The 18351-nt window shown below is 56.5% G+C and carries 17 protein-coding genes and 1 tRNA gene; 17 read left to right on the forward strand and 1 reads right to left on the reverse strand.

Features of this window, described 5'->3' with window-relative positions; translation table 11 throughout:
• Positions 1-43 precede the first annotated feature (43 nt).
• The 4 genes from BN4275_RS11115 (at position 44) to BN4275_RS11130 (ending at position 4154) form a co-directional block, all read left to right on the forward strand.
• The gene (locus tag BN4275_RS11115) at positions 44-1297 is read left to right on the forward strand and encodes a dicarboxylate/amino acid:cation symporter (RefSeq protein WP_066458090.1); all 1254 of its coding nucleotides are present in this window, start codon (positions 44-46) and stop codon (positions 1295-1297) included.
• A 98-nt stretch (positions 1298-1395) separates the two neighbouring features.
• Positions 1396-3006, forward strand: coding sequence for a gamma-glutamyltransferase family protein (locus BN4275_RS11120; protein WP_066458098.1), 1611 nt, complete (start codon positions 1396-1398; stop codon positions 3004-3006).
• 30 nt (positions 3007-3036) lie between these two features.
• Entirely contained in the window at positions 3037-3594 is a 558-nt protein-coding gene (locus tag BN4275_RS11125) for a chromate transporter (RefSeq protein ID WP_066458100.1), read from the forward strand.
• Positions 3591-4154 carry a chromate transporter gene (locus tag BN4275_RS11130; protein WP_066458103.1) on the forward strand — a complete coding sequence of 188 codons (564 nt, stop codon included), beginning with the start codon at positions 3591-3593 and terminating at the stop codon, positions 4152-4154. The genes BN4275_RS11125 and BN4275_RS11130 overlap by 4 nt, the downstream gene beginning before the upstream one ends.
• Positions 4155-4345: 191 nt before the next feature.
• Here the strand turns inward: BN4275_RS11130 and BN4275_RS11135 are convergent.
• A tRNA-Val gene (locus tag BN4275_RS11135) sits at positions 4346-4421 on the reverse strand.
• A gap of 562 nt (positions 4422-4983) precedes the next feature.
• Between BN4275_RS11135 and ruvC the strand changes: the two genes are divergently transcribed.
• From ruvC to BN4275_RS11200, 13 genes are all read left to right on the forward strand, one after another.
• Positions 4984-5475, forward strand: a complete 492-nt coding sequence (gene ruvC / locus BN4275_RS11140; protein WP_066458106.1) for a crossover junction endodeoxyribonuclease RuvC — start codon at positions 4984-4986, stop codon at positions 5473-5475.
• A 49-nt stretch (positions 5476-5524) separates the two neighbouring features.
• Positions 5525-6133, forward strand: a complete 609-nt coding sequence (ruvA, locus tag BN4275_RS11145) for a Holliday junction branch migration protein RuvA (RefSeq protein WP_066458108.1) — start codon at positions 5525-5527, stop codon at positions 6131-6133.
• Between the two features lie 18 nt (positions 6134-6151).
• Positions 6152-7207, forward strand: a complete 1056-nt coding sequence (gene ruvB / locus BN4275_RS11150) for a Holliday junction branch migration DNA helicase RuvB (RefSeq protein ID WP_066458110.1) — start codon at positions 6152-6154, stop codon at positions 7205-7207.
• 24 nt (positions 7208-7231) lie between these two features.
• Positions 7232-8587: a phosphoglucosamine mutase gene (gene glmM, locus BN4275_RS11155; protein WP_066458113.1), complete on the forward strand. Its 1356-nt coding sequence runs from the start codon at positions 7232-7234 to the stop codon at positions 8585-8587.
• Positions 8588-8606: 19 nt separating this feature from the next.
• Positions 8607-9476, forward strand: a complete 870-nt coding sequence (locus BN4275_RS11160; protein ID WP_066458115.1) for a class I SAM-dependent methyltransferase — start codon at positions 8607-8609, stop codon at positions 9474-9476.
• 92 nt (positions 9477-9568) lie between these two features.
• Complete coding sequence (locus BN4275_RS11165; RefSeq protein ID WP_066458117.1) at positions 9569-10420, forward strand: energy-coupling factor transporter ATPase; 852 nt, start codon at positions 9569-9571, stop codon at positions 10418-10420.
• The gene (locus BN4275_RS11170) at positions 10417-11286 is read left to right on the forward strand and encodes an energy-coupling factor transporter ATPase (protein WP_066458119.1); all 870 of its coding nucleotides are present in this window, start codon (positions 10417-10419) and stop codon (positions 11284-11286) included. Before BN4275_RS11165 ends, BN4275_RS11170 begins: the two co-directional genes overlap by 4 nt.
• Complete coding sequence (locus BN4275_RS11175; protein ID WP_066458121.1) at positions 11279-12100, forward strand: energy-coupling factor transporter transmembrane component T family protein; 822 nt, start codon at positions 11279-11281, stop codon at positions 12098-12100. The genes BN4275_RS11170 and BN4275_RS11175 overlap by 8 nt, the downstream gene beginning before the upstream one ends.
• Positions 12101-12230: 130 nt before the next feature.
• Positions 12231-12968 carry a tRNA pseudouridine(38-40) synthase TruA gene (gene truA, locus BN4275_RS11180; protein WP_066458124.1) on the forward strand — a complete coding sequence of 246 codons (738 nt, stop codon included), beginning with the start codon at positions 12231-12233 and terminating at the stop codon, positions 12966-12968.
• A 17-nt stretch (positions 12969-12985) separates the two neighbouring features.
• Complete coding sequence (locus BN4275_RS11185; protein WP_066458132.1) at positions 12986-14410, forward strand: DUF5711 family protein; 1425 nt, start codon at positions 12986-12988, stop codon at positions 14408-14410.
• Positions 14411-14520: 110 nt separating this feature from the next.
• Entirely contained in the window at positions 14521-15243 is a 723-nt protein-coding gene (locus tag BN4275_RS11190) for a CvpA family protein (protein ID WP_066458134.1), read from the forward strand.
• A gap of 24 nt (positions 15244-15267) precedes the next feature.
• The gene (locus BN4275_RS11195) at positions 15268-15822 is read left to right on the forward strand and encodes a CDP-alcohol phosphatidyltransferase family protein (protein ID WP_066458136.1); all 555 of its coding nucleotides are present in this window, start codon (positions 15268-15270) and stop codon (positions 15820-15822) included.
• 138 nt (positions 15823-15960) lie between these two features.
• Positions 15961-18273 (forward strand): ATP-dependent Clp protease ATP-binding subunit, encoded by a 2313-nt coding sequence (locus BN4275_RS11200; protein WP_202614990.1) that lies wholly within the window; start codon positions 15961-15963, stop codon positions 18271-18273.
• The last annotated feature ends 78 nt before the right edge of the window (positions 18274-18351 follow it).

Raw genomic sequence — 18351 nt, forward strand, 5'->3', positions numbered from 1 at the left:
CCCTACACGAAAAATGCCTTTTCATTGAAAGGAGTGTAGTAGCTTGAAGAAACTCAAATTGTGGCAAAAGACAATGATTGCACTGTTTATTGGCATTGTCCTTGGATTTATCTTCAGTGCGATGGGCGGCAGGGAAGTCGGCTGGATCGCGGTGAGTATGAAGGCTTGTTCTTTTGTGGGCGGTATTTATCTGAGAATGCTGAGAATGCTGTCGGTGCCGCTGGTATTTGCCTGTATTCTGAATTCGGTGGCAAAACTGGGCGACCTCAAACAGCTTACGGGCCTTGGGATCAAAACGTTTCTGTTTTTCTTTGTGACGAGCGCGATTTCGGTTGTTTTCGGGCTGATTGTCACAATGCTTCTAAAGCCGGGCGCCGGATTCACAATGGAGGAACTGTCCGCCGCGAGTTATGAGGCGACCGCTGAAATCAATGTGCTCGATTCGATTACCAATATGTTCCCGGTCAATATCTTTGCCAGCCTGACGAGCGGCGATATGATGCAGATTATTGTTTTTGCAATCTTTGCGGGCATTGCAATGATCATTCTTGGGGAAAAGGTCAAAGTATTCGCAAGCTTTATAGACAATATGGAGAGCTTGATGTTCAAAGTGACCGATCTCGTACTGGTATTCACCCCGATCGGCGTCCTGGGGCTTATGACCGATACGATTGCAACATATGGCTCTAAGGTGGTCGGCAGCCTGGTTACCTTTATTGCCTGCGACTGGATCGCGGCTTTGATTACAATCGTGGTAATGTACAGCATCATGCTGGTATTTATCTGCCGCATGAATCCATTCAAATTCTGGGCGCAGTTCAAGGAGCCCATTATGATCGCGATTGCGACGCTGGTTTCGGTGGCGACCCTACCGCTTGGCATGAAAACCTGTACCGAGAAAATCGGCGTACCGAAATCAACCACCGATTTTGTACTTCCGCTCGGCGCCACGGCCAATATGAACGGCACAGCGGTTTATTTTGGCCTGATTGTGGTGTTTACCTGCCAGCTGATGGGAATCCAGCTTTCCATTTCGCAATATGTGATCCTTGTCATCCAGTCGGTTCTGATGGCGATTGGATGCGCGGCGGTCCCTTCGATCGCTTTGGTGCTCAGCGCCACACTGCTCACCAGTTTCGGCCTTCCGATTGAGGCGATTGGCCTGGTCACCGGTATCCATCGTATTGTAAATACGGCGCATACGCCGACGAACGTTATGGGCGACTGGGTGACAGCAACCTGTATCGCTTCCCTGGACGGCACGCTTGACAGGGAAAAATGCGTGGCAAAGCTTTAGCAGAATGAATTTTCCGGCAAGAGCTCTCCTGCCGCGCTTTGAAGCGAGAGCGGAGAGCCTGCCGGAAAAGTTTAAGATGAGGAATGCGAGGGAGTCAGATGAACTTCAATCCGATGATTAATCAGTATCCGTCCAAGCGCAATGTGGTGTATGGCGCAAAGGGGATGGTTGCAACTTCGCAGCCGTTGGCGGCACAGGCCGGGCTTGAAATCCTGCGCCAAGGCGGTAATGCCATCGATGCTGCCATTGCTGCGGCCACCTGCCTGGCGGTGGTTGAATGCGGCTTTAATGGAATCGGGGGAGATGCGTTCGCGCTGGTTTGGACAGGTGGGAAACTGCACGGGCTCAATGCCAGCGGCCCGGCGCCAAAAAACATCTCAGCGGAAAAGCTTTGGGCAAAAGGGTTTCAGGAGATGCCGAAATATGGTTTTGAACCGGTTACGGTTCCCGGGGCGCCATCCGCCTGGGCGGAGCTTTCCCGAAAATATGGGCGGCTGCCGCTTAAAAAGGTGATGGAGCCTGCTATCCGCTACGCGCGGGAGGGGCATCCCGTGTCGGTGAATAATGCACAGAAATGGCAGTATCTCTATGGCGTTTATGCCAAGGAGTTCAAAGGGGACGAATTCAAGCCGTGGTTTGATACCTTCAGTGTGAACGGCGCGGCGCCGAACGCCGGCGATCTATTCAAATGCGAAGATATGGCCAGATCGCTCGAATCGATTGCAGAGACACATGCGGAAAGCTTTTATCGCGGAGAGCTCATGGAACGGATGGTGGACTACTCCGACCAGTACGGCGGCTATTTTTCAAGATCGGATTTTGAAGAATACCGCCCGGAATGGGTGGAACCGATCCATGTGAATTACAGGGGTTATGATATCCATGAGATCCCGCCGAACGGTCATGGGATTTCGGCGCTGATGGCGTTGAACATTCTCAAGGGCTTTGCATTCGATGGGGAGCGCGAGAGCGCCGAAGTCTACCATAAGCAGATTGAGGCAATGAAGCTTGCCTATATGGACGCCAAGACCTATGTGACCGATCCGCGCTATATGAAAGTAAGTGTGCAGGATCTGCTTTCGGACGCTTATGCGGATGAGCGCCGCCGCCTGATCGGCAAGACCGCAATGCTCCCACCCGTCGGCAAACCGCAGAGCGGAGGGACGGTTTATCTGTGCGCGGCGGATGATGACGGGAATATGGTTTCCTATATCCAGTCAAACTATATGTGCTGGGGGTCCGGCCTGGTTGTGCCGCATACGGGCATTGCGCTGCACAACCGGGGAAACAACTTCTCATTGGAGAAGGGTCATGACAATCTAATTGCGGGAGGAAAGAAGCCTTATCACACCATCATACCCGGATTCATGACAAAGGATGGGAAGCCGGTCGGGCCGTTTGGCGTGATGGGGGCGTTTATGCAGCCGCAGGGGCATGTGCAGGTGGTGACCAACACGCTTGACTTCCATATGAACCCGCAGGATGCGCTCAACGCTCCGCGTTGGCAGTGGATGAGCGGAAAAGCGGTTGACCTCGAATGCGATGTGCCGCAGCGGATCGTGCAGGAACTGGCGGACCGGGGGCATCAAATCAAGATTCATTATCAGTACAGCACCATGGGTAAGGGCGAGATCATCTGGCGAATGGAAAACGGCGTGCTCTGCGGCGGTGCCGAACCGCGTGCGGATGGAACGGTTGCAGCCTGGTAAATAAGACGATTGCGAATGGGAGGAATGGCGATGAAGGAGTTGTGGGAACTGTATATATCCTTCTTCAAGATGGGAGCGGTGACCTTTGGCGGAGGATATGCGATGCTTCCAATCCTGCAGAAAGAGGTTGTTGAAAAGAAAGCGTGGATTTCCAGTGAACAGGTGATGGATTATTACGCAGTCAGCCAAGGGCTGCCGGGTATCATTGCGGTAAATGTATCCGTATTTATCGGGTACGAACGCCGCAAGATTCCCGGGGGTGTGGCCGCAGCGCTGGGCGTGGTGTCCCCCTGCCTGCTTATCATCATGACAATCGCGGCGTTCCTTTCCAATTTTCAGGAAAATCCTTATGTACGACACGCGTTTGCCGGTATTTCTGTCTGTGTTGCCGCGCTGATCCTCAATGCCGTGCTCGGGCTTTGGAAAAAAGGCGTCAAGGACAAATTGGGATTTGCAATCTGTATCCTTGTGTTCTGCGCCACGGAATTCACAGGCCTTTCGCCCATTTTATTCATTATCGGCGCTGCGGTTGCGGGGATTCTCTTCCAAAAATTGCGCGGGAAGCAGCAGGGAGGGGATAAGGCATGATCTACCTGCAGCTTTTCTGGGAATTTTTCAAAATTGGGCTGTTTGCGGTTGGCGGCGGTATGGCAACGCTTCCGTTTTTGCAGAACCTGTCAGAGACAACAGGATGGTTCACCACCTCTTTTATCACCGATATGGTGGCGATTTCCGAATCAACGCCGGGGCCGATCGGTATCAATATGGCGACCTATGTCGGGTTTAATGTTGCGGGAATTCCCGGCGGAATCCTGGCGACAATTGGCGAAGTGCTGCCATCTATCCTGATCATCACGATTGTATCCAAATCGATGGAGAAGTTTCGGGAGAGCCCGTTGGTGGACTATGCTTTTTACGGGTTGCGTCCGGCGGTGACGGGGCTGATCGCGGCAGCGGGATGGGATGTTATAAAAGTTTCCATGCTGAATGTACAGGCTTTTCTTGCCACACATGCGGTGCTTGACCTGTTTGACCCGATGAAGATCCTTTTCTTTGTTGCCATCTTTTTCTGCATCTGGAAGTTTAATAAACATCCTGTGCTGTATATAGCGGTTTCCGCTCTCGTTGGGATCATTGCCAAATTTTAAAACCCCTTCAACACCCCATAAAAATAGGATGGCAAAGTCAAATTGACTTTGCCATCCTATTTTTAGATGGAATGTAGGCTGTTTTGATCTGAAAACTGCGTTAAAAATAGAAAAAAACCGGAAACTTGCAAAATAAACAAGTTTCCGGGGACAAAAAAATGCCGCCCGAGCGATTGCCCGAACAGCACCCCTGGTGGACGGTAACGGGTTCGAACCGCTGACCCCCTGCACGTCAAGCAGGTGCTCTACCAGCTGAGCTAACCGTCCATATAATTTTGTTTTGACTGCTTGTCTCTCTTAGCGACTTGATTATTATAATATAGTTTTTGCAAAAATGCAAGTAAAAAAATCAAAAAAGTTGACATAATTTTTTATGCAGGATGTAAAAGAAGTTTTTATAATGGAATCCTGACAGAAATTCGGTAAAACTGTCAATATTTGACCGGGCTTTCTTGGCAAAACCGACTGAAAGGTACTTGTTCCAGTTGCCGCAACTGTGGTATAATAGCCGAAAAGCGGCTATTATACGGGGGCTTATGGCCAGGCAGATGTGTCGGCAAAGCCGACTCCCTGCCCGATGGCCCATTATCCCACCGCGCGCTTCGCGCGTGTGGTATAATAGCCGCAGAGCGACTATTATACCGGGTTTATGGCCAGGCAGATGCGTCGGCAAAGCCGACTCCCTGCCCGATGGCCCATTATCCCACCGCGCGCTTCGCGCGTGTGGTATAATAAAACGTAAAAGCTCCTTCCTGTGCCGGCGCAGCCAGGACGCCCCGAAAGCCGAGGGGAAATACCGCCGGCGGGAAAGGAACTTCGTGGAGGGCCTATGCTGATCCTTGGAATCGATCCCGGCTATGCCATTGTTGGCTATGGGGCGGTGGACTATACATATGGAAGATTTTCTCCGGTGCGTTTCGGCGCGATCACAACGCCCGCCGGAATGGAATTTTCGGCACGGCTTGAGATGATTTATCAGGATATGACCGCGCTGCTCGACCGCACGCCGGTGCGGGCGCTTTCGATCGAAAAGCTTTTTTTCACAAACAACAAAACAACCGCCATCGAGGTGGCCGAGGCGCGCGGAGTGATTCTGCTTTCGGCCAGACAGCACAACGTGCCGGTTTTTGAGTATACGCCAATGCAGGTTAAACAGAGCGTTGTGGGATACGGCAAGGCGGAAAAGCATCAGGTTATGGAGATGACCCGGCAGCTGCTGGGACTCAGCGAGGTGCCGCGGCCGGACGACACGGCTGATGCGCTCGCGCTGGCCATTTGCCATGCACACAGTGCAAATTCCCTTTTGACCTATCTCAAATGAATGCAGGAAATCCGCCCTCACAGGGTACCTCATAAAAGGAGAAACTGGAATGTATTATTCGCTGACCGGAAAATTGAGCCATCTGGAGGAAGGTTTTGCGGTAGTCAACTGCGCGGGCGTGGGCTACAAGTGCATGACCACCATGACCACCCTCTCCTGCCTGCCGCCAGTGGGCAGCGAAATTACCTTATACACCCATCTCAATGTGCGGGAGGATGCGCTCGACCTGTTTGGCTTTTATTCGGAAAGCGAATGCAGCGCGTTTAAAATGCTGATCGCTGTTTCCGGCGTGGGGCCGAAGTCCGCGCTCGCGGTGCTTTCGGACATGACCCCGGAAAAGCTCTCACTCTGTATTGCGTCGGGCGATGTGAAGAGCCTGACCCGTGCGCCGGGTATCGGCCCGAAGGCCGCGCAGCGGATCATCCTGGAGCTCAAGGACAAGATTTCAAACGAAAGCCTGGCGTCCGGAATCGGAGATGTTGCGTTGCAGCTGCGCCAGGAGGAGAGCAACACGAGCGAAGCGGCGAGCGCGCTGGTGGTGCTCGGTTACAGCCAGTCGCAGGCCGCGCAGGCGCTCGCCGGCATCGACCCGGACACGCCGGTGGACGAGATGATCAAGCGCGGGCTCAAGGCGCTCGCGGGCCGCATCGAGCGCTGAGGATAAGGAGACGGATGGATGTTTGACAATGAGATGGATTTTGAAAACAGGATCGTGACGCCCGATTACTCCGCGCAGGACAGCGACGCGGAGCTTTCGCTGCGTCCAAAGACCCTGAACGAGTACATTGGCCAGGAAAAGGTCAAGGAGAATATGAACATCTTCATCCAGGCGGCCAAGAAACGGGAAGAACCGCTTGACCATGTACTCCTGTATGGCCCTCCGGGTCTTGGAAAGACAACCCTTTCCGGGATCATTGCAAACGAGATGCAGGTCAATATCCGCGTGACGAGCGGCCCCGCGATCGAAAAACCGGGGGATTTGGCCGCTTTACTCACAAATCTTGCGCCAAACGATATACTATTTATAGATGAGATCCACCGTCTGTCCCGCAGCGTCGAAGAGGTGCTCTACCCCGCGATGGAGGACTATGCGCTGGATATCATCATCGGCAAGGGGCCGTCCGCGCGGTCGATCCGGATCGACCTGCCGCATTTCACCCTGATTGGCGCCACCACACGCGCCGGGCAGCTGACCGCGCCATTGCGCGACCGGTTCGGCGTGATCCAGCGGCTGGAGCTTTATTCCAACGAGGAACTCTGCACGATTATCCGGCGCAGCGCCGAGATCCTGGGCATCCAGGTGGAGGAGAGCGGCGCGTATGAGCTGGCGCGCCGCAGCCGTGGGACCCCGCGTATTGCGAACCGGCTCTTAAAGCGGGTGCGTGATTTCGCGCAGGTGATGGGCAACGGCATCATCACCGCCGAGATCGCGGACATCGCCTTAAATCGTCTGGAGATCGACAAGCTGGGGCTTGACAACATCGACCGGCGGGTGCTTACGACGATCATCCGCAATTACGGCGGCGGGCCGGTTGGGCTCGACACGCTGGCGGCCGCAATCGGGGAAGAAAGCGTGACGCTTGAGGACGTGGTGGAACCGTTCCTCATGCAGCTGGGTTTCTTGTCACGCACGCCGCGCGGCCGCTGTGCGACGCTGCCGGCTTATCAGCATCTGGGACTCCGCCCTCCGAAGGACGCGGCGGTTTTGGAACAGCTGACCCTTACCGAATGAATACATACGATAGGAGAACTCTGAATGGGCAGGATTTTTGGAACTGACGGTGTGCGCGGGATTGCCAACGGAGATCTGACGATCGAGCTTGCGATGCAGATCGGCCGTGCCGCCGGAATGGTTGTGGAGGAGTCGGTTGGCCGCCGCCCGACCGTATTGGTCGGAAAGGACCCCCGCATCTCCTCTGATATGCTCGAAGCGGCGCTTTCGTCAGGCCTTTGCAGCGCCGGAGCGAATGTGGTGCAGCTTGGCGTGGTGCCGACCCCGGCGGTCGCCTATCTCACGACAAAATACGGCGCGGACGCGGGCGTGATGCTCTCGGCCAGCCACAACCCCTTCGAATATAACGGCATCAAAATCTTTTCCGGCGAGGGTTACAAGCTGCTCGACAGCCAGGAGGAGGAAATCGAGGAGATCGTGCTCGATGGGGCGCGCCCTTTCCCGCTCAAATCGGCGGGGGAGATCGGCGTCATCACCCGCGCGGAAAATGCGGCGGACGACTATGTAAATTACCTCAAGACCACCGTTGACTGCGACCTTTCCGGCTTGCGGGTGGCGATCGACTGTTCGAACGGCTCGGCCAGCGTCACAGCGAAAAAACTTTTCTGCGGCTTGGGCGCCGTTTGCGACATTTTCCACGCGGAGCCGGATGGCCGTAATATCAACGAAAAATGCGGCAGCACCCACATCGCGGAGCTTGCGAAACTCGTGAAGGCCGGGCGGTACGACGCGGGGCTTGCGTTCGATGGGGACGCCGACCGGTGCCTTGCGGTGGACGAAAACGGCGAGCTGGTCGATGGAGACCGGCTGATCGCGCTTTTCGCATACCATCTCAAGGAGCAGGGCAAACTGAAAAATAATACCGTTGTGGCGACCGTTATGTCGAATCTCGGCTTTTTCAAATTTGCGGAAAAGCACGGCATCGACACCCGCGCCACCCGCGTGGGTGACCGGTATGTGCTTGAAACAATGCGCAATGAGAACTTTAACATCGGCGGCGAGCAGTCGGGGCATATCATTTTCCTTGACTACATGCCGACCGGGGACGGCCAGCTTTCGGGCGTGCAGCTGCTTTCCCTCTTAAAGACCTTCCAAAAACCGCTTTCGCAGGCGGCGAACGTGATGCGCACCTATCCGCAGACGCTCCTGAACATCACGGCGACGGCCGAGATGAAGGAAGCGCTCGCAAATGATGAAACGGTGCAGCAGGTGATCAATTCCCTCGGGGAGGAGCTCGGCGGCGACGGGCGGATTCTGGTGCGGCCCTCCGGGACCGAGCCGCTCATCCGGATCATGGTCGAAGGGCAGGACCACCGGCAGATTGAAGAAATTGCGCGCCGGATTGCCGATGCGATCCAGAAACAGGGCGCAAGACGTTAAGACAGAAAGAGGAAGTTACATGCGGGCATCAACCGAATGGAAAGACTTTGCGGTTATCGATACAAGCGGCGGGGAAAAGCTGGAGCGATGGGGGGATGTGACCCTCATCCGCCCCGACCCACAGGTCATCTGGAATACTCCGAAGGGCCCGGAGTGGAGGTCGGCCGACGCGCGGTACAACCGGTCCTCATCGGGCGGAGGCAGCTGGGATGCGCGTTCGCTGCGCCGCGACGAGTGGGAGATCTCTTATGGGGATCTGCGTTTTCATATCCGCCCGACCGGATTCAAGCACACCGGGCTTTTTCCGGAGCAGGCGGTCAATTGGGACCTGATGCGCGGGATCATTGAAAAGGCTGGGCGGCAGCTCAACATCCTGAACCTGTTTGCCTATACCGGCGGCGCGACGCTTGCCTGCGCGGCGGCGGGCGCGAAGGTCTGCCATGTGGACGCCTCGAAAGGGATGGTCCAGTGGGCGCGGGACAACGCCGCGCTGTCCGGCCTTTCGGAAAAGCCCATTCGGTGGATTGTTGACGACTGCAAAAAATTTGTGGAACGGGAAATAAGGCGCGGCGTGCGGTACGATGGGATCGTAATGGACCCGCCAAGTTACGGCCGCGGGCCGGGCGGCGAGGTTTGGAAGCTGGAGGACTGCGTCTTTGACCTGGTGGGGCTCTGTGCCGGAGCGCTTTCGGACAGGCCCGCTTTTTTCCTTTTAAATTCCTATACGACCGGCCTTTCACCGTCGGTGATGGCGTACATCCTGTCGGTCACGGTGGGCAGACGGTTTGACGGGCGGGTCACCGCTGATGAAATTGGGCTTCCGGTTGAAAAGACCGGGCTCACGCTGCCATGCGGTTCGACCGCGGTCTGGCAGGGAGAGCCTTTTTAAACAATCTTTGCCGCTGAAATCCTCTTCCGGAATTTTTGACGCGGTCTCCCGATGGGCGCCGCGGGACTTTAAACAGAAAAGGGAAACGAACGATGCGTGATATCATCACCGCCTCGGGGGTGACGTTTGGTTACCCCAAGGACAATAACGAACTGAACATCGTGCTGCACGGAATCGACCTGACGATCCGGGAGGGCGAATTTGTCGCGGTGCTTGGGCACAACGGCTCGGGCAAGAGCACCATTGCCAAGCATATGAACGCGATCCTCCTTCCCAACGAAGGGGAGATGACCGTCTGTGGGATCAATACGAAGGTGGAGGACCGGCTTTATGAGATCCGGCAGCAGGTGGGCATGGTGTTCCAGAACCCAGACAACCAGATCGTCGCGACCATCGTAGAAGAAGACGTGGCGTTCGGCCCGGAAAACATGGGGGTCGAGCCCGCCGAAATCCGCCGCCGGGTGGATGAAGCGCTCGCCGACGTGGGCATGACCGAATATAAGACCCACGCGCCGCACCAGCTTTCGGGTGGGCAGAAGCAGCGGATCGCCATTGCGGGCATCATCGCGATGCGGCCGCGCTGTATCGTGCTTGATGAGCCGACCGCCATGCTCGACCCAAAGGGCCGCAGGGAGGTCCTCTCGACGATCCGGCGGCTGAACCGGGAATTGGGCATCACAGTGGTGCTCATCACCCACTATATGGAGGAAGCCGCCCAGGCGGGACGGGTTGTTGTGATGAACGACGGCAGGATCCTTTTCGACGCGGCGCCGCGCGAGGTTTTTTCGCATGTGCAGGAACTGAAGGATGTGGGGCTCGACGTCCCGCAGGCGACCGAGCTCTGCTTTTTGCTGCGCCAGTGCGGGCTTGACCTGCCAAACGACGTACTGACTGAGGACGAATGCGTCGATGCGCTCGTGAAGCTGCTGGAGGGACACAGATGATTGCAATCAAAACCGAAGATCTGACATACACCTACTCTCCCGGCACGCCATTTGAAAAGACCGCCGTCGACCATGTGAACCTGGAGATCGAGCAGGGCGAATTTGTCGGCGTGATCGGTCATACCGGATCGGGGAAATCCACCCTGATCCAGCATTTTAACGGGCTGCTCCGGCCGACCTCCGGCCGGGTGCTGATCGAAGGGACCGACCTGTGGGCCAAGGAGACCAACCTGCGCGAATACCGCTTCAAGGTGGGGCTGGTGTTCCAGTATCCGGAGTATCAGCTTTTTGAGGAGACAGTTTATAAGGATATTGCCTTCGGGCCGCAGAACATGGGCCTTTCACCGGGACAGGTGGATGAACGGGTGCGGGAAGCCGCGCGTTTTGTCGGCCTGAAGCCCCACCATATGGAAAAGTCTCCGTTTGAGCTTTCAGGCGGGCAGAAGCGCCGGGTGGCAATCGCGGGGGTGCTCGCGATGAACCCGGACATCCTGGTGCTCGACGAGCCGACCGCGGGGCTTGACCCGAAGGGGCGCGAACGCATCCTCGGACAGATCAAGCAGTACCACAAGGAGCGGGGCAGCACAGTGCTGCTCGTTTCGCATTCGATGGAGGACATCGCGAAGTATGCCCACAAGGTGCTGGTGCTCAGCCGCGCGGGTGTCGTGATGTACGACGATGTGGCGAAGGTTTTTTCCCGCGCGAAGGAGATCACCGACATCGGCCTTTCGGTCCCGCAGGTCACCCGTATCTTTGACAAGCTGCGGGAGAAGGGTTACCCGGTGGACGAGAGCGTCTACACAATGGATTTTGCCAAAAATGAGATTCTGCGCCTTTTGGGAAAGGGGGATGGGGCCGATGCTTAGGGATATCACCATTGGGCAGTATTTCCCGGGCGATTCGCTCATCCACCGGCTCGATCCGCGCATGAAGATCGTTTTGACGATGGCGTATATCGTCATGCTGTTCGTTGCGACCAATCCGATCGGCCTTTTGATCGGCATCCTGTTTCTGGTGCTGACCTACGCTGTTTCGAAGATCCCGGGCGCGATGATTTTGAAAAGCCTCAAGCCGGTCGTGCCGATCATTCTTTTCACAGCGGTGCTCAACATGTTTTTCATCGACGGAAAGGTGCTCTGGCAGTGGTGGGTCATCAAGATCACCCTGCAGGGCGTCACCACCGCGATTGTGATGTCTATTCGGATTGTTTGTCTCATTGCGGGCACTTCGCTGCTCACCTATACGACCTCTCCGATTGCCCTGACCGACGGCATCGAACGGCTCTGCAACCCGCTCAAGCGGTTCAAGCTGCCGGTGCATGAGCTTGCGATGATGATGACCATCGCTCTGCGTTTTATCCCGACCCTCATCGAGGAGACAGACAAGATCATGTCCGCGCAGAAGGCGCGCGGCGCGGATCTTGAAAGCGGCGGGCTCATCCAGCGCGCCAAGGCGCTGATCCCGATCCTGATCCCGCTGTTCGTGTCGGCTTTCCGCCGCGCGGACGAGCTGGCGCTCGCGATGGAATGCCGCTGCTACCGTGGCGGAGAGGGCCGTACCCGGATGAAGCAGCTCAAGATCCACGGCTTCGACATCTGGAGCGCGGTCTTTGTCGGCCTTTGCGTCGCGGGCGTGGTTGCGATCAACCTCTGGGCGCCCGTGCTCCTGCCGATGCGCTGAACAAAACGCCCCCAGCGCAAAGAACAGAAGACTTCGTCTCTCCCAATGCAAGGAGCGCGAAACGCCGGCTTCAGCCCTGAGCTGGCCGTTTGTTGGGCGCGCGAAGGACACAGAAGAAGGAGGCGGTCGTGTGCGGCAACTGCTTTTGACGCTCCGTTACCGGGGCACGAATTACCATGGCTTCCAGGTGCAGAAGAACGCGCGCACCGTCGCCTCGACCGTGCAGGACGCGGTGGAGCGGGTGTTCGGCGCGCGGTTGGATGTGAAAGGCTGCTCGCGTACCGACGCGGGCGTGCACGCGAACTGTTTCGCGCTCACTTTGCGCACCGGCTCCCTGATCCCCTGTGACGCGCTGGTGCGCGCCATGAACGTAAATCTCCCGGAAGACATCGCTGTTACCGCCTGCCGTGAAGTGGCGGATGACTTTCATCCGCGTTACAGCTGCACCGGCAAGCGGTATCTCTATAGGATTCACAACAGCCCGCTCAAAGATCCCTTCGGCGCGGATCTTGCGCTGCAGTGGAAATACCCGCTCGATGAAAAGCGGATGCACCTGGCGGCGCAGGGATTTTGCGGGACGCACGATTTCGCAGCGTTCTGCAGTGCCGGGTCAAGCGTGACGGATACGGTGCGCACCATCACGGCGGCTTCGGTCACACGGGAGGGGGAGCTCGTTTCCTTCACAGTGACCGGGAACGGTTTTCTTTACAACATGGTGCGCATTATGACTGGGACGCTGCTCGAAGTGGCTGCCGGAAAGATCCATCCGGAGGAAATCCCGGCAATCATCGAAAGCCGCCGCCGGGAAAAAGCGGGCGCCACGGCGCCGGCACACGGGCTTTACCTCGATATGGTTTATTATGATTAGAAAAAGGAGGCCGCCAGATGGCGCAGCTGACCGATCTTGAAAAAGTACGCCGCCGCCGTTCCAGGCGGCGGACCATCCGAAACCTGATGATCCTCGCGGTGTTCGCATTGATTGTGGCGCTGTGCGTCTCGCTTATCAAATATGCGGGGGAACTCGACCTGGCTACCGCCTACAGTGACATCAAAGCCGGCATTGTCACCGGAGAAGGCTATCCGGTGACAATGCCGGGCGGGCAGATCAGCCGTCTGGAGGCTTCCGAGGATGTTTTGTTCTTGCTGTCCGACACCAATCTTTACAGCTACAATGCTTCGGGCCGTCAACTTCTGAATGCCCAGCACAACATGGGAACTCCGTCGCTCTCAACGGCTGGCGACCGGGTCCTGCTCTACGACCGGGGCGGAACCCGGGTGTCGATCTATTCAAAGTCGGCGCAGACCGCAACGGTCAGCTTTGACCACACCATCTACACGGCGGACATCGCACAGAACGGAAACTATGCGGTTGCCGCCGGTTCGGATGAAACGCTCGCCAAGGTTGCTGTTTATAACCGCAGCGGCCAGAACATCTTCAACTGGCTTTCCACCAAGCCGATTGTGAGCGTTTCGCTTTCGGATAACCGGGATTATATGCTGGTGGGACATGTGGACGTTTCGGATGGCAGCTATCGTTCGAATATCAGTAAATTTCAGTTCAGCATCAATGAAGGCGCGATTGCTTCCGTGGATCTCGATCCGGGTGAGCTCCTGCTTTGGGTGGATTACCGCGGCGGGAACACCATCCGGGCGCTGACCGATAAGCGGGTGGTCCTTTTTAACGGTGATCTTAAGGAGCTGGCGTCCTTCCCGTTCGGCAGCGAGAAGCTCGACCGGGTTGTAAACCGCTCAAACGGGCGGCTGGTAATTGTGCTTGGCAGTTTTGCGCAGGAAAAGCAGATGCGGGTGGTTACTTTGGCGGATGATTTTTCAAAGCTTGCCGATTTTAGGATCGACTATGACCTCATGAGTGTCAAGACGGATCTCGAGCACATCTATCTGGCCACAAAAGACGGGATTGAAATCCGTGGGTCGGACGGTACTTTGCAGGCCAGCCTGCCGGTTGCCAATCTGCACAACCTGGAGCCGATGCAGGGGATTCTCTATTACACCACAAATGCGGAAATCCGCGCGGCGGACGTCAAGGAACTGACCGCGCCAAAGGAAGAAAAAGATCAAAAAGGACAGAGTTCCTCCAACGGAAAGAAGCCGGACGCTTCCACTTCCGGACAGACGTCCGGCGGGCGGGATGAAGATTCTGAAAGCGGAAATTCGTTGAAAGAAGAGGAGGAAAGCGCCGCGCAGGAACCGGAAGAATCGGCCTTGACCGCGGTTTCGGACGGAACAGAATCGCAGGCGCCCACATCCAGTGCGGCGGAGCCTTTGCAGGAATCCGAACCGCAGGCCTAGCCCGGCTTGGTTTTTGGCAGCCCGGGTTGCGGATTTGTCAAACTGGAAGGAATTTGCTACAATGGAAACGGGAAAAGCATCCGCCTTTTTCCGCAGATGAAGGAGACTCTATGGACTTTTATGTTGCCATCGGGCTGGATCTGGCGGCGGTTGCCATTGTCGGATATTGTATCTATGCCGCAGCTAAGAAAGGCTTTTTGCGTACGGTGATCCAGATGGTCGCGTATGTCGCGGTCATTTTGGCCGCGTCGTTTTTGTCAAACGCGGCCGCGCCGGTCATTTATGACCGTGTGGTGGAGCCGATGCTCTTGGAGGAACATCATGGGGGAGCGGCGCTGCCGCAGGGAGCCCCCAGCAACGCCGCGCTGGTTTCCATGGCGCCACCTGGATTGCTCGCGGCAGGCGGCGCGCTGGATGGTGTGCTTGATTCGCTGGAAGGGCTGCTGCCGGAGGATTTTGACCCGGAAGCGGTCGCGGACGGCCTGATTGATGATCTGGCGGACGCGACCATCCGCCCGCTGATGATCAGCGCGATCCGGATGATCGGTTTTGTGGTATTGTTCGCGCTCCTGTCAATGCTTGCAAATTGTCTGCTTTCAGCACTGGGCATCATCAACTATCTGCCGGTGGTAGGGACAGTGAACGGGCTGCTGGGTGCGGCGGTGGGCGCATTGCAGGGGATCCTGCTGGTTTGGATTCTGGCCATCCTTTTGCAGGGGCTTTTGCATATCTATCCGGAAGGCTGGTGGGTGTTTACCCAGGATGCGGTTGGCCAGAGCTATGTATTCAAATATTTTATGGACTTCGATTGGCTGAGACAGCTTTATGCCTGAGGCATGTGAGGGGAGTGGGCAAAAATGAGAATGAATGTCCCGAACGCACTGAGCACGATGCGCATCGTGTTGATCCCGTTTTTCCTGTACACCTATCTGACCGCGCAGCATGAGTCCCAATATGTGGCCGCGGCGGTGATCCTTGCCGTATCCGGCCTGACCGATACGGTGGATGGATGGATCGCGCGGCACTTTAACATGATCACCCAGCTGGGGAAGATTCTTGACCCGGTGGCGGACAAGCTGACGCTGGCCGCGGTGGTGGCGGCGCTTTGGATTCAAAAGCCGCACCTCTGGCCGCTTTACGCGCTTTTTATCGCCAAAGAAGTGCTCATGCTGCTCGGGGGACTTCGGCTGCACCACAAAAAAATTACGATCGAAGGGGCAAAATGGTTTGGAAAATTGGGGACGATCCTCTTTTATATTGTGATGATTATCATTGTGGCTGTCCCGCAGCTCACCGATCGGACGATTGTCCTGATGCTGGCTGTGCTACTGGCCGTGATGCTGTTCGCACTGCTGCAATATGTGTTTTTGTTCCGCAGGCTGATCCGGTCGGATGGCGGAAAAGCGTTCTGAAACTACACCGGAATCGTATAAAATGTTTAACGCCTATTAATATGTAGTTCATAAGGTGCATATACAATAGTATCCTGGAATGGGTGCGTTGTACGTCCCTGTTAACAGAGAAATGGCGCAAATGAAAAGGTGAAATATATGGATATCATGTGTTCTAGATGTAAAAAACGGGTGGCTGTGGTCTTCATGACCCGGCTGGACGGTGGTAAAACCGTCAACGAAGGGCTGTGCCTGCGCTGCGCGAAGGAGCTCGGCCTCAAACCGGTCAGCGACCTGATGGATAAAATGGGCATTTCTGACGACGATTTGGACAACATGTCCGATCAGATGATCGAGATGTTCGGCGGCGAGGATGGGGAAAGCGGCTTTGAGATGGGCGGCGCCCAGTCGCTGCCTTTTTTGCAGAGTATCTTTGGCGGAGACGCGAACAATGCGATTGTCCCGAAGAAGGAGGAGGCCTCCGACGCGGACAAAGACCTCATCTCCCCGACCATCCGGGAACGCCCCCGCGACCGCAAAAAGAAAGCCCCGGAGAAAAAGTACAAATATCTCGACGCCTACTGCGAGAATCTTTCGCGCAAGGCGGAGGAGGGCAAGATCGACCGAATCATCGGACGCGATCGGGAGATCTACCGCGTGCTGCAGATCCTCAACCGCCGCACCAAAAATAACCCCTGCCTGATCGGTGAGCCGGGCGTCGGCAAAACGGCGATCGCGGAAGGCATCGCCCAGCGGCTGGCGAGCGGCGACGTGCCGTTTCGGCTCGCGGATAAAAAACTCTACCTGCTCGACCTGACCGCGCTTGTGGCCGGGACGCAGTTCCGCGGCCAGTTCGAAAGCCGCGTCAAGGGGCTCGTTGAGGACGTCAAGGAGGCGGGCAACGTCATCCTGTTCATCGACGAGGTGCACAATCTTGTCGGCGCGGGGGACTCGGAAGGTTCGATGAACGCCGCCAACATCCTGAAGCCCGCGCTTTCCCGCGGGCTGATCCAGGTGATCGGCGCCACCACCTTCAATGAATACCGCAAGAACATCGAAAAGGATGCGGCGCTCGAACGCCGGTTCCAGCCGGTCACGGTCGAGGAACCCTCTATTGCGGACGCGGTGGAGGTCATCAAAGGCATCAAGGGCTACTACGAACAGCATCACCGGGTGGTTGTAAGCGATGAGATCGCCCGCTTGGCGGTGGTTTTGTCCGAACGGTATATCACCGACCGCTACCTGCCCGACAAAGCGATCGACCTGATGGACGAGGCCTGCTCCAGCGCGGTGCTGCGCAACAAGGAGCTTGCCGAATACGATAAGCAAACAAAGGAGCTGAAAAACGTCACCGACGAGCTGGAGGAGCTGGAAACCGCCACACCGCCGGGCGACTACGAACAGATCGCGCGGCTGCGCTCACAGAAGCTTGTGCTGGAGGGCCAGTGCGTCAAGCTGGAACCGCAGGCGCTCAACCAGCGGGTGACCGAAGAGGACCTTGCCAAGGTGATCGAGTTGTGGACGGGCATCCCGGCCGCGAAGATTCAGGAGACTGAGCTGCGCCGTGTCGCGCATCTTGCAGAAGTCCTGAAAAAGAAGATTATCGGGCAGGATGAGGCGGTGGATCTGGTGGCCGCTGCGGTTCGCCGCAGCCGGGTGCAGATTTCCGCCCGCCGCCGTCCGGCGTCGTTCATCTTTGTCGGCCCGACCGGTGTGGGAAAAACCGAGCTTGTCAAGGTGCTTGCAAAGGAGCTTTTTGACACGACCGATCCGCTCATCCGGCTCGACATGTCCGAATTCATGGAGAAGCACAGCGTTTCCCGGATTGTCGGTTCGCCGCCCGGATATGTTGGCTATGACGAAGCCGGACAGCTCACCGAAAAGGTGCGCCGCAAGCCGTATTCGGTTGTGCTGTTCGACGAGATTGAAAAGGCGCATCCGGATGTGCTCAACATCCTTTTGCAGATTCTCGACGAAGGCCGCATCACCGATGCGCATGGCCGCGTGGTTTCGTTTGAGAACACGGTGGTGGTCATGACTTCGAACGCGGGCAGTGAACGCAAAGAGGGCACGGTGGGATTCAACCGCCAGCCGGAAGAGATTGCGAAGGAAAAGGCGATGAAGTCGCTTTCCGAATTCCTGCGGCCGGAATTTTTGGCGCGTGTGGATGAGGTTGTCGTTTTCCGTCCGCTGGGCGAGGAGGACTACTGTCGGATCGCGGGGCTCATGCTCGGCGAGCTGAAGGAACCGCTGACTGAAAAGGGAATCAAATTCGGTTGGGACGATTCAGCGCTCGCTTACATTGCGCACAAGGCATATGGCAAAAAGAGCGGCGCGCGCGATCTGCGCACAGTCATCCGCAAGGAGGTCGAGGATGTCATCAGTCTCAGGCTGGTGGAAAATATCGATAATCCGCCCGCTCTGATGAAGCTTTCGGCTTCAGGCGATAAGCTCGATTTAATCTGCAATTGATTTGCACCCTTCGCGCATCACCAAAAGCTTTGATCAAACTTTCTCGAAAGTTTGCGGGGGTCGCGGGGGCTGCGCCCC

The sequence above is a fragment of the Anaerotruncus rubiinfantis genome (assembly GCF_900078395.1).
GTDB lineage: Bacteria > Bacillota > Clostridia > Oscillospirales > Ruminococcaceae > Anaerotruncus > Anaerotruncus rubiinfantis.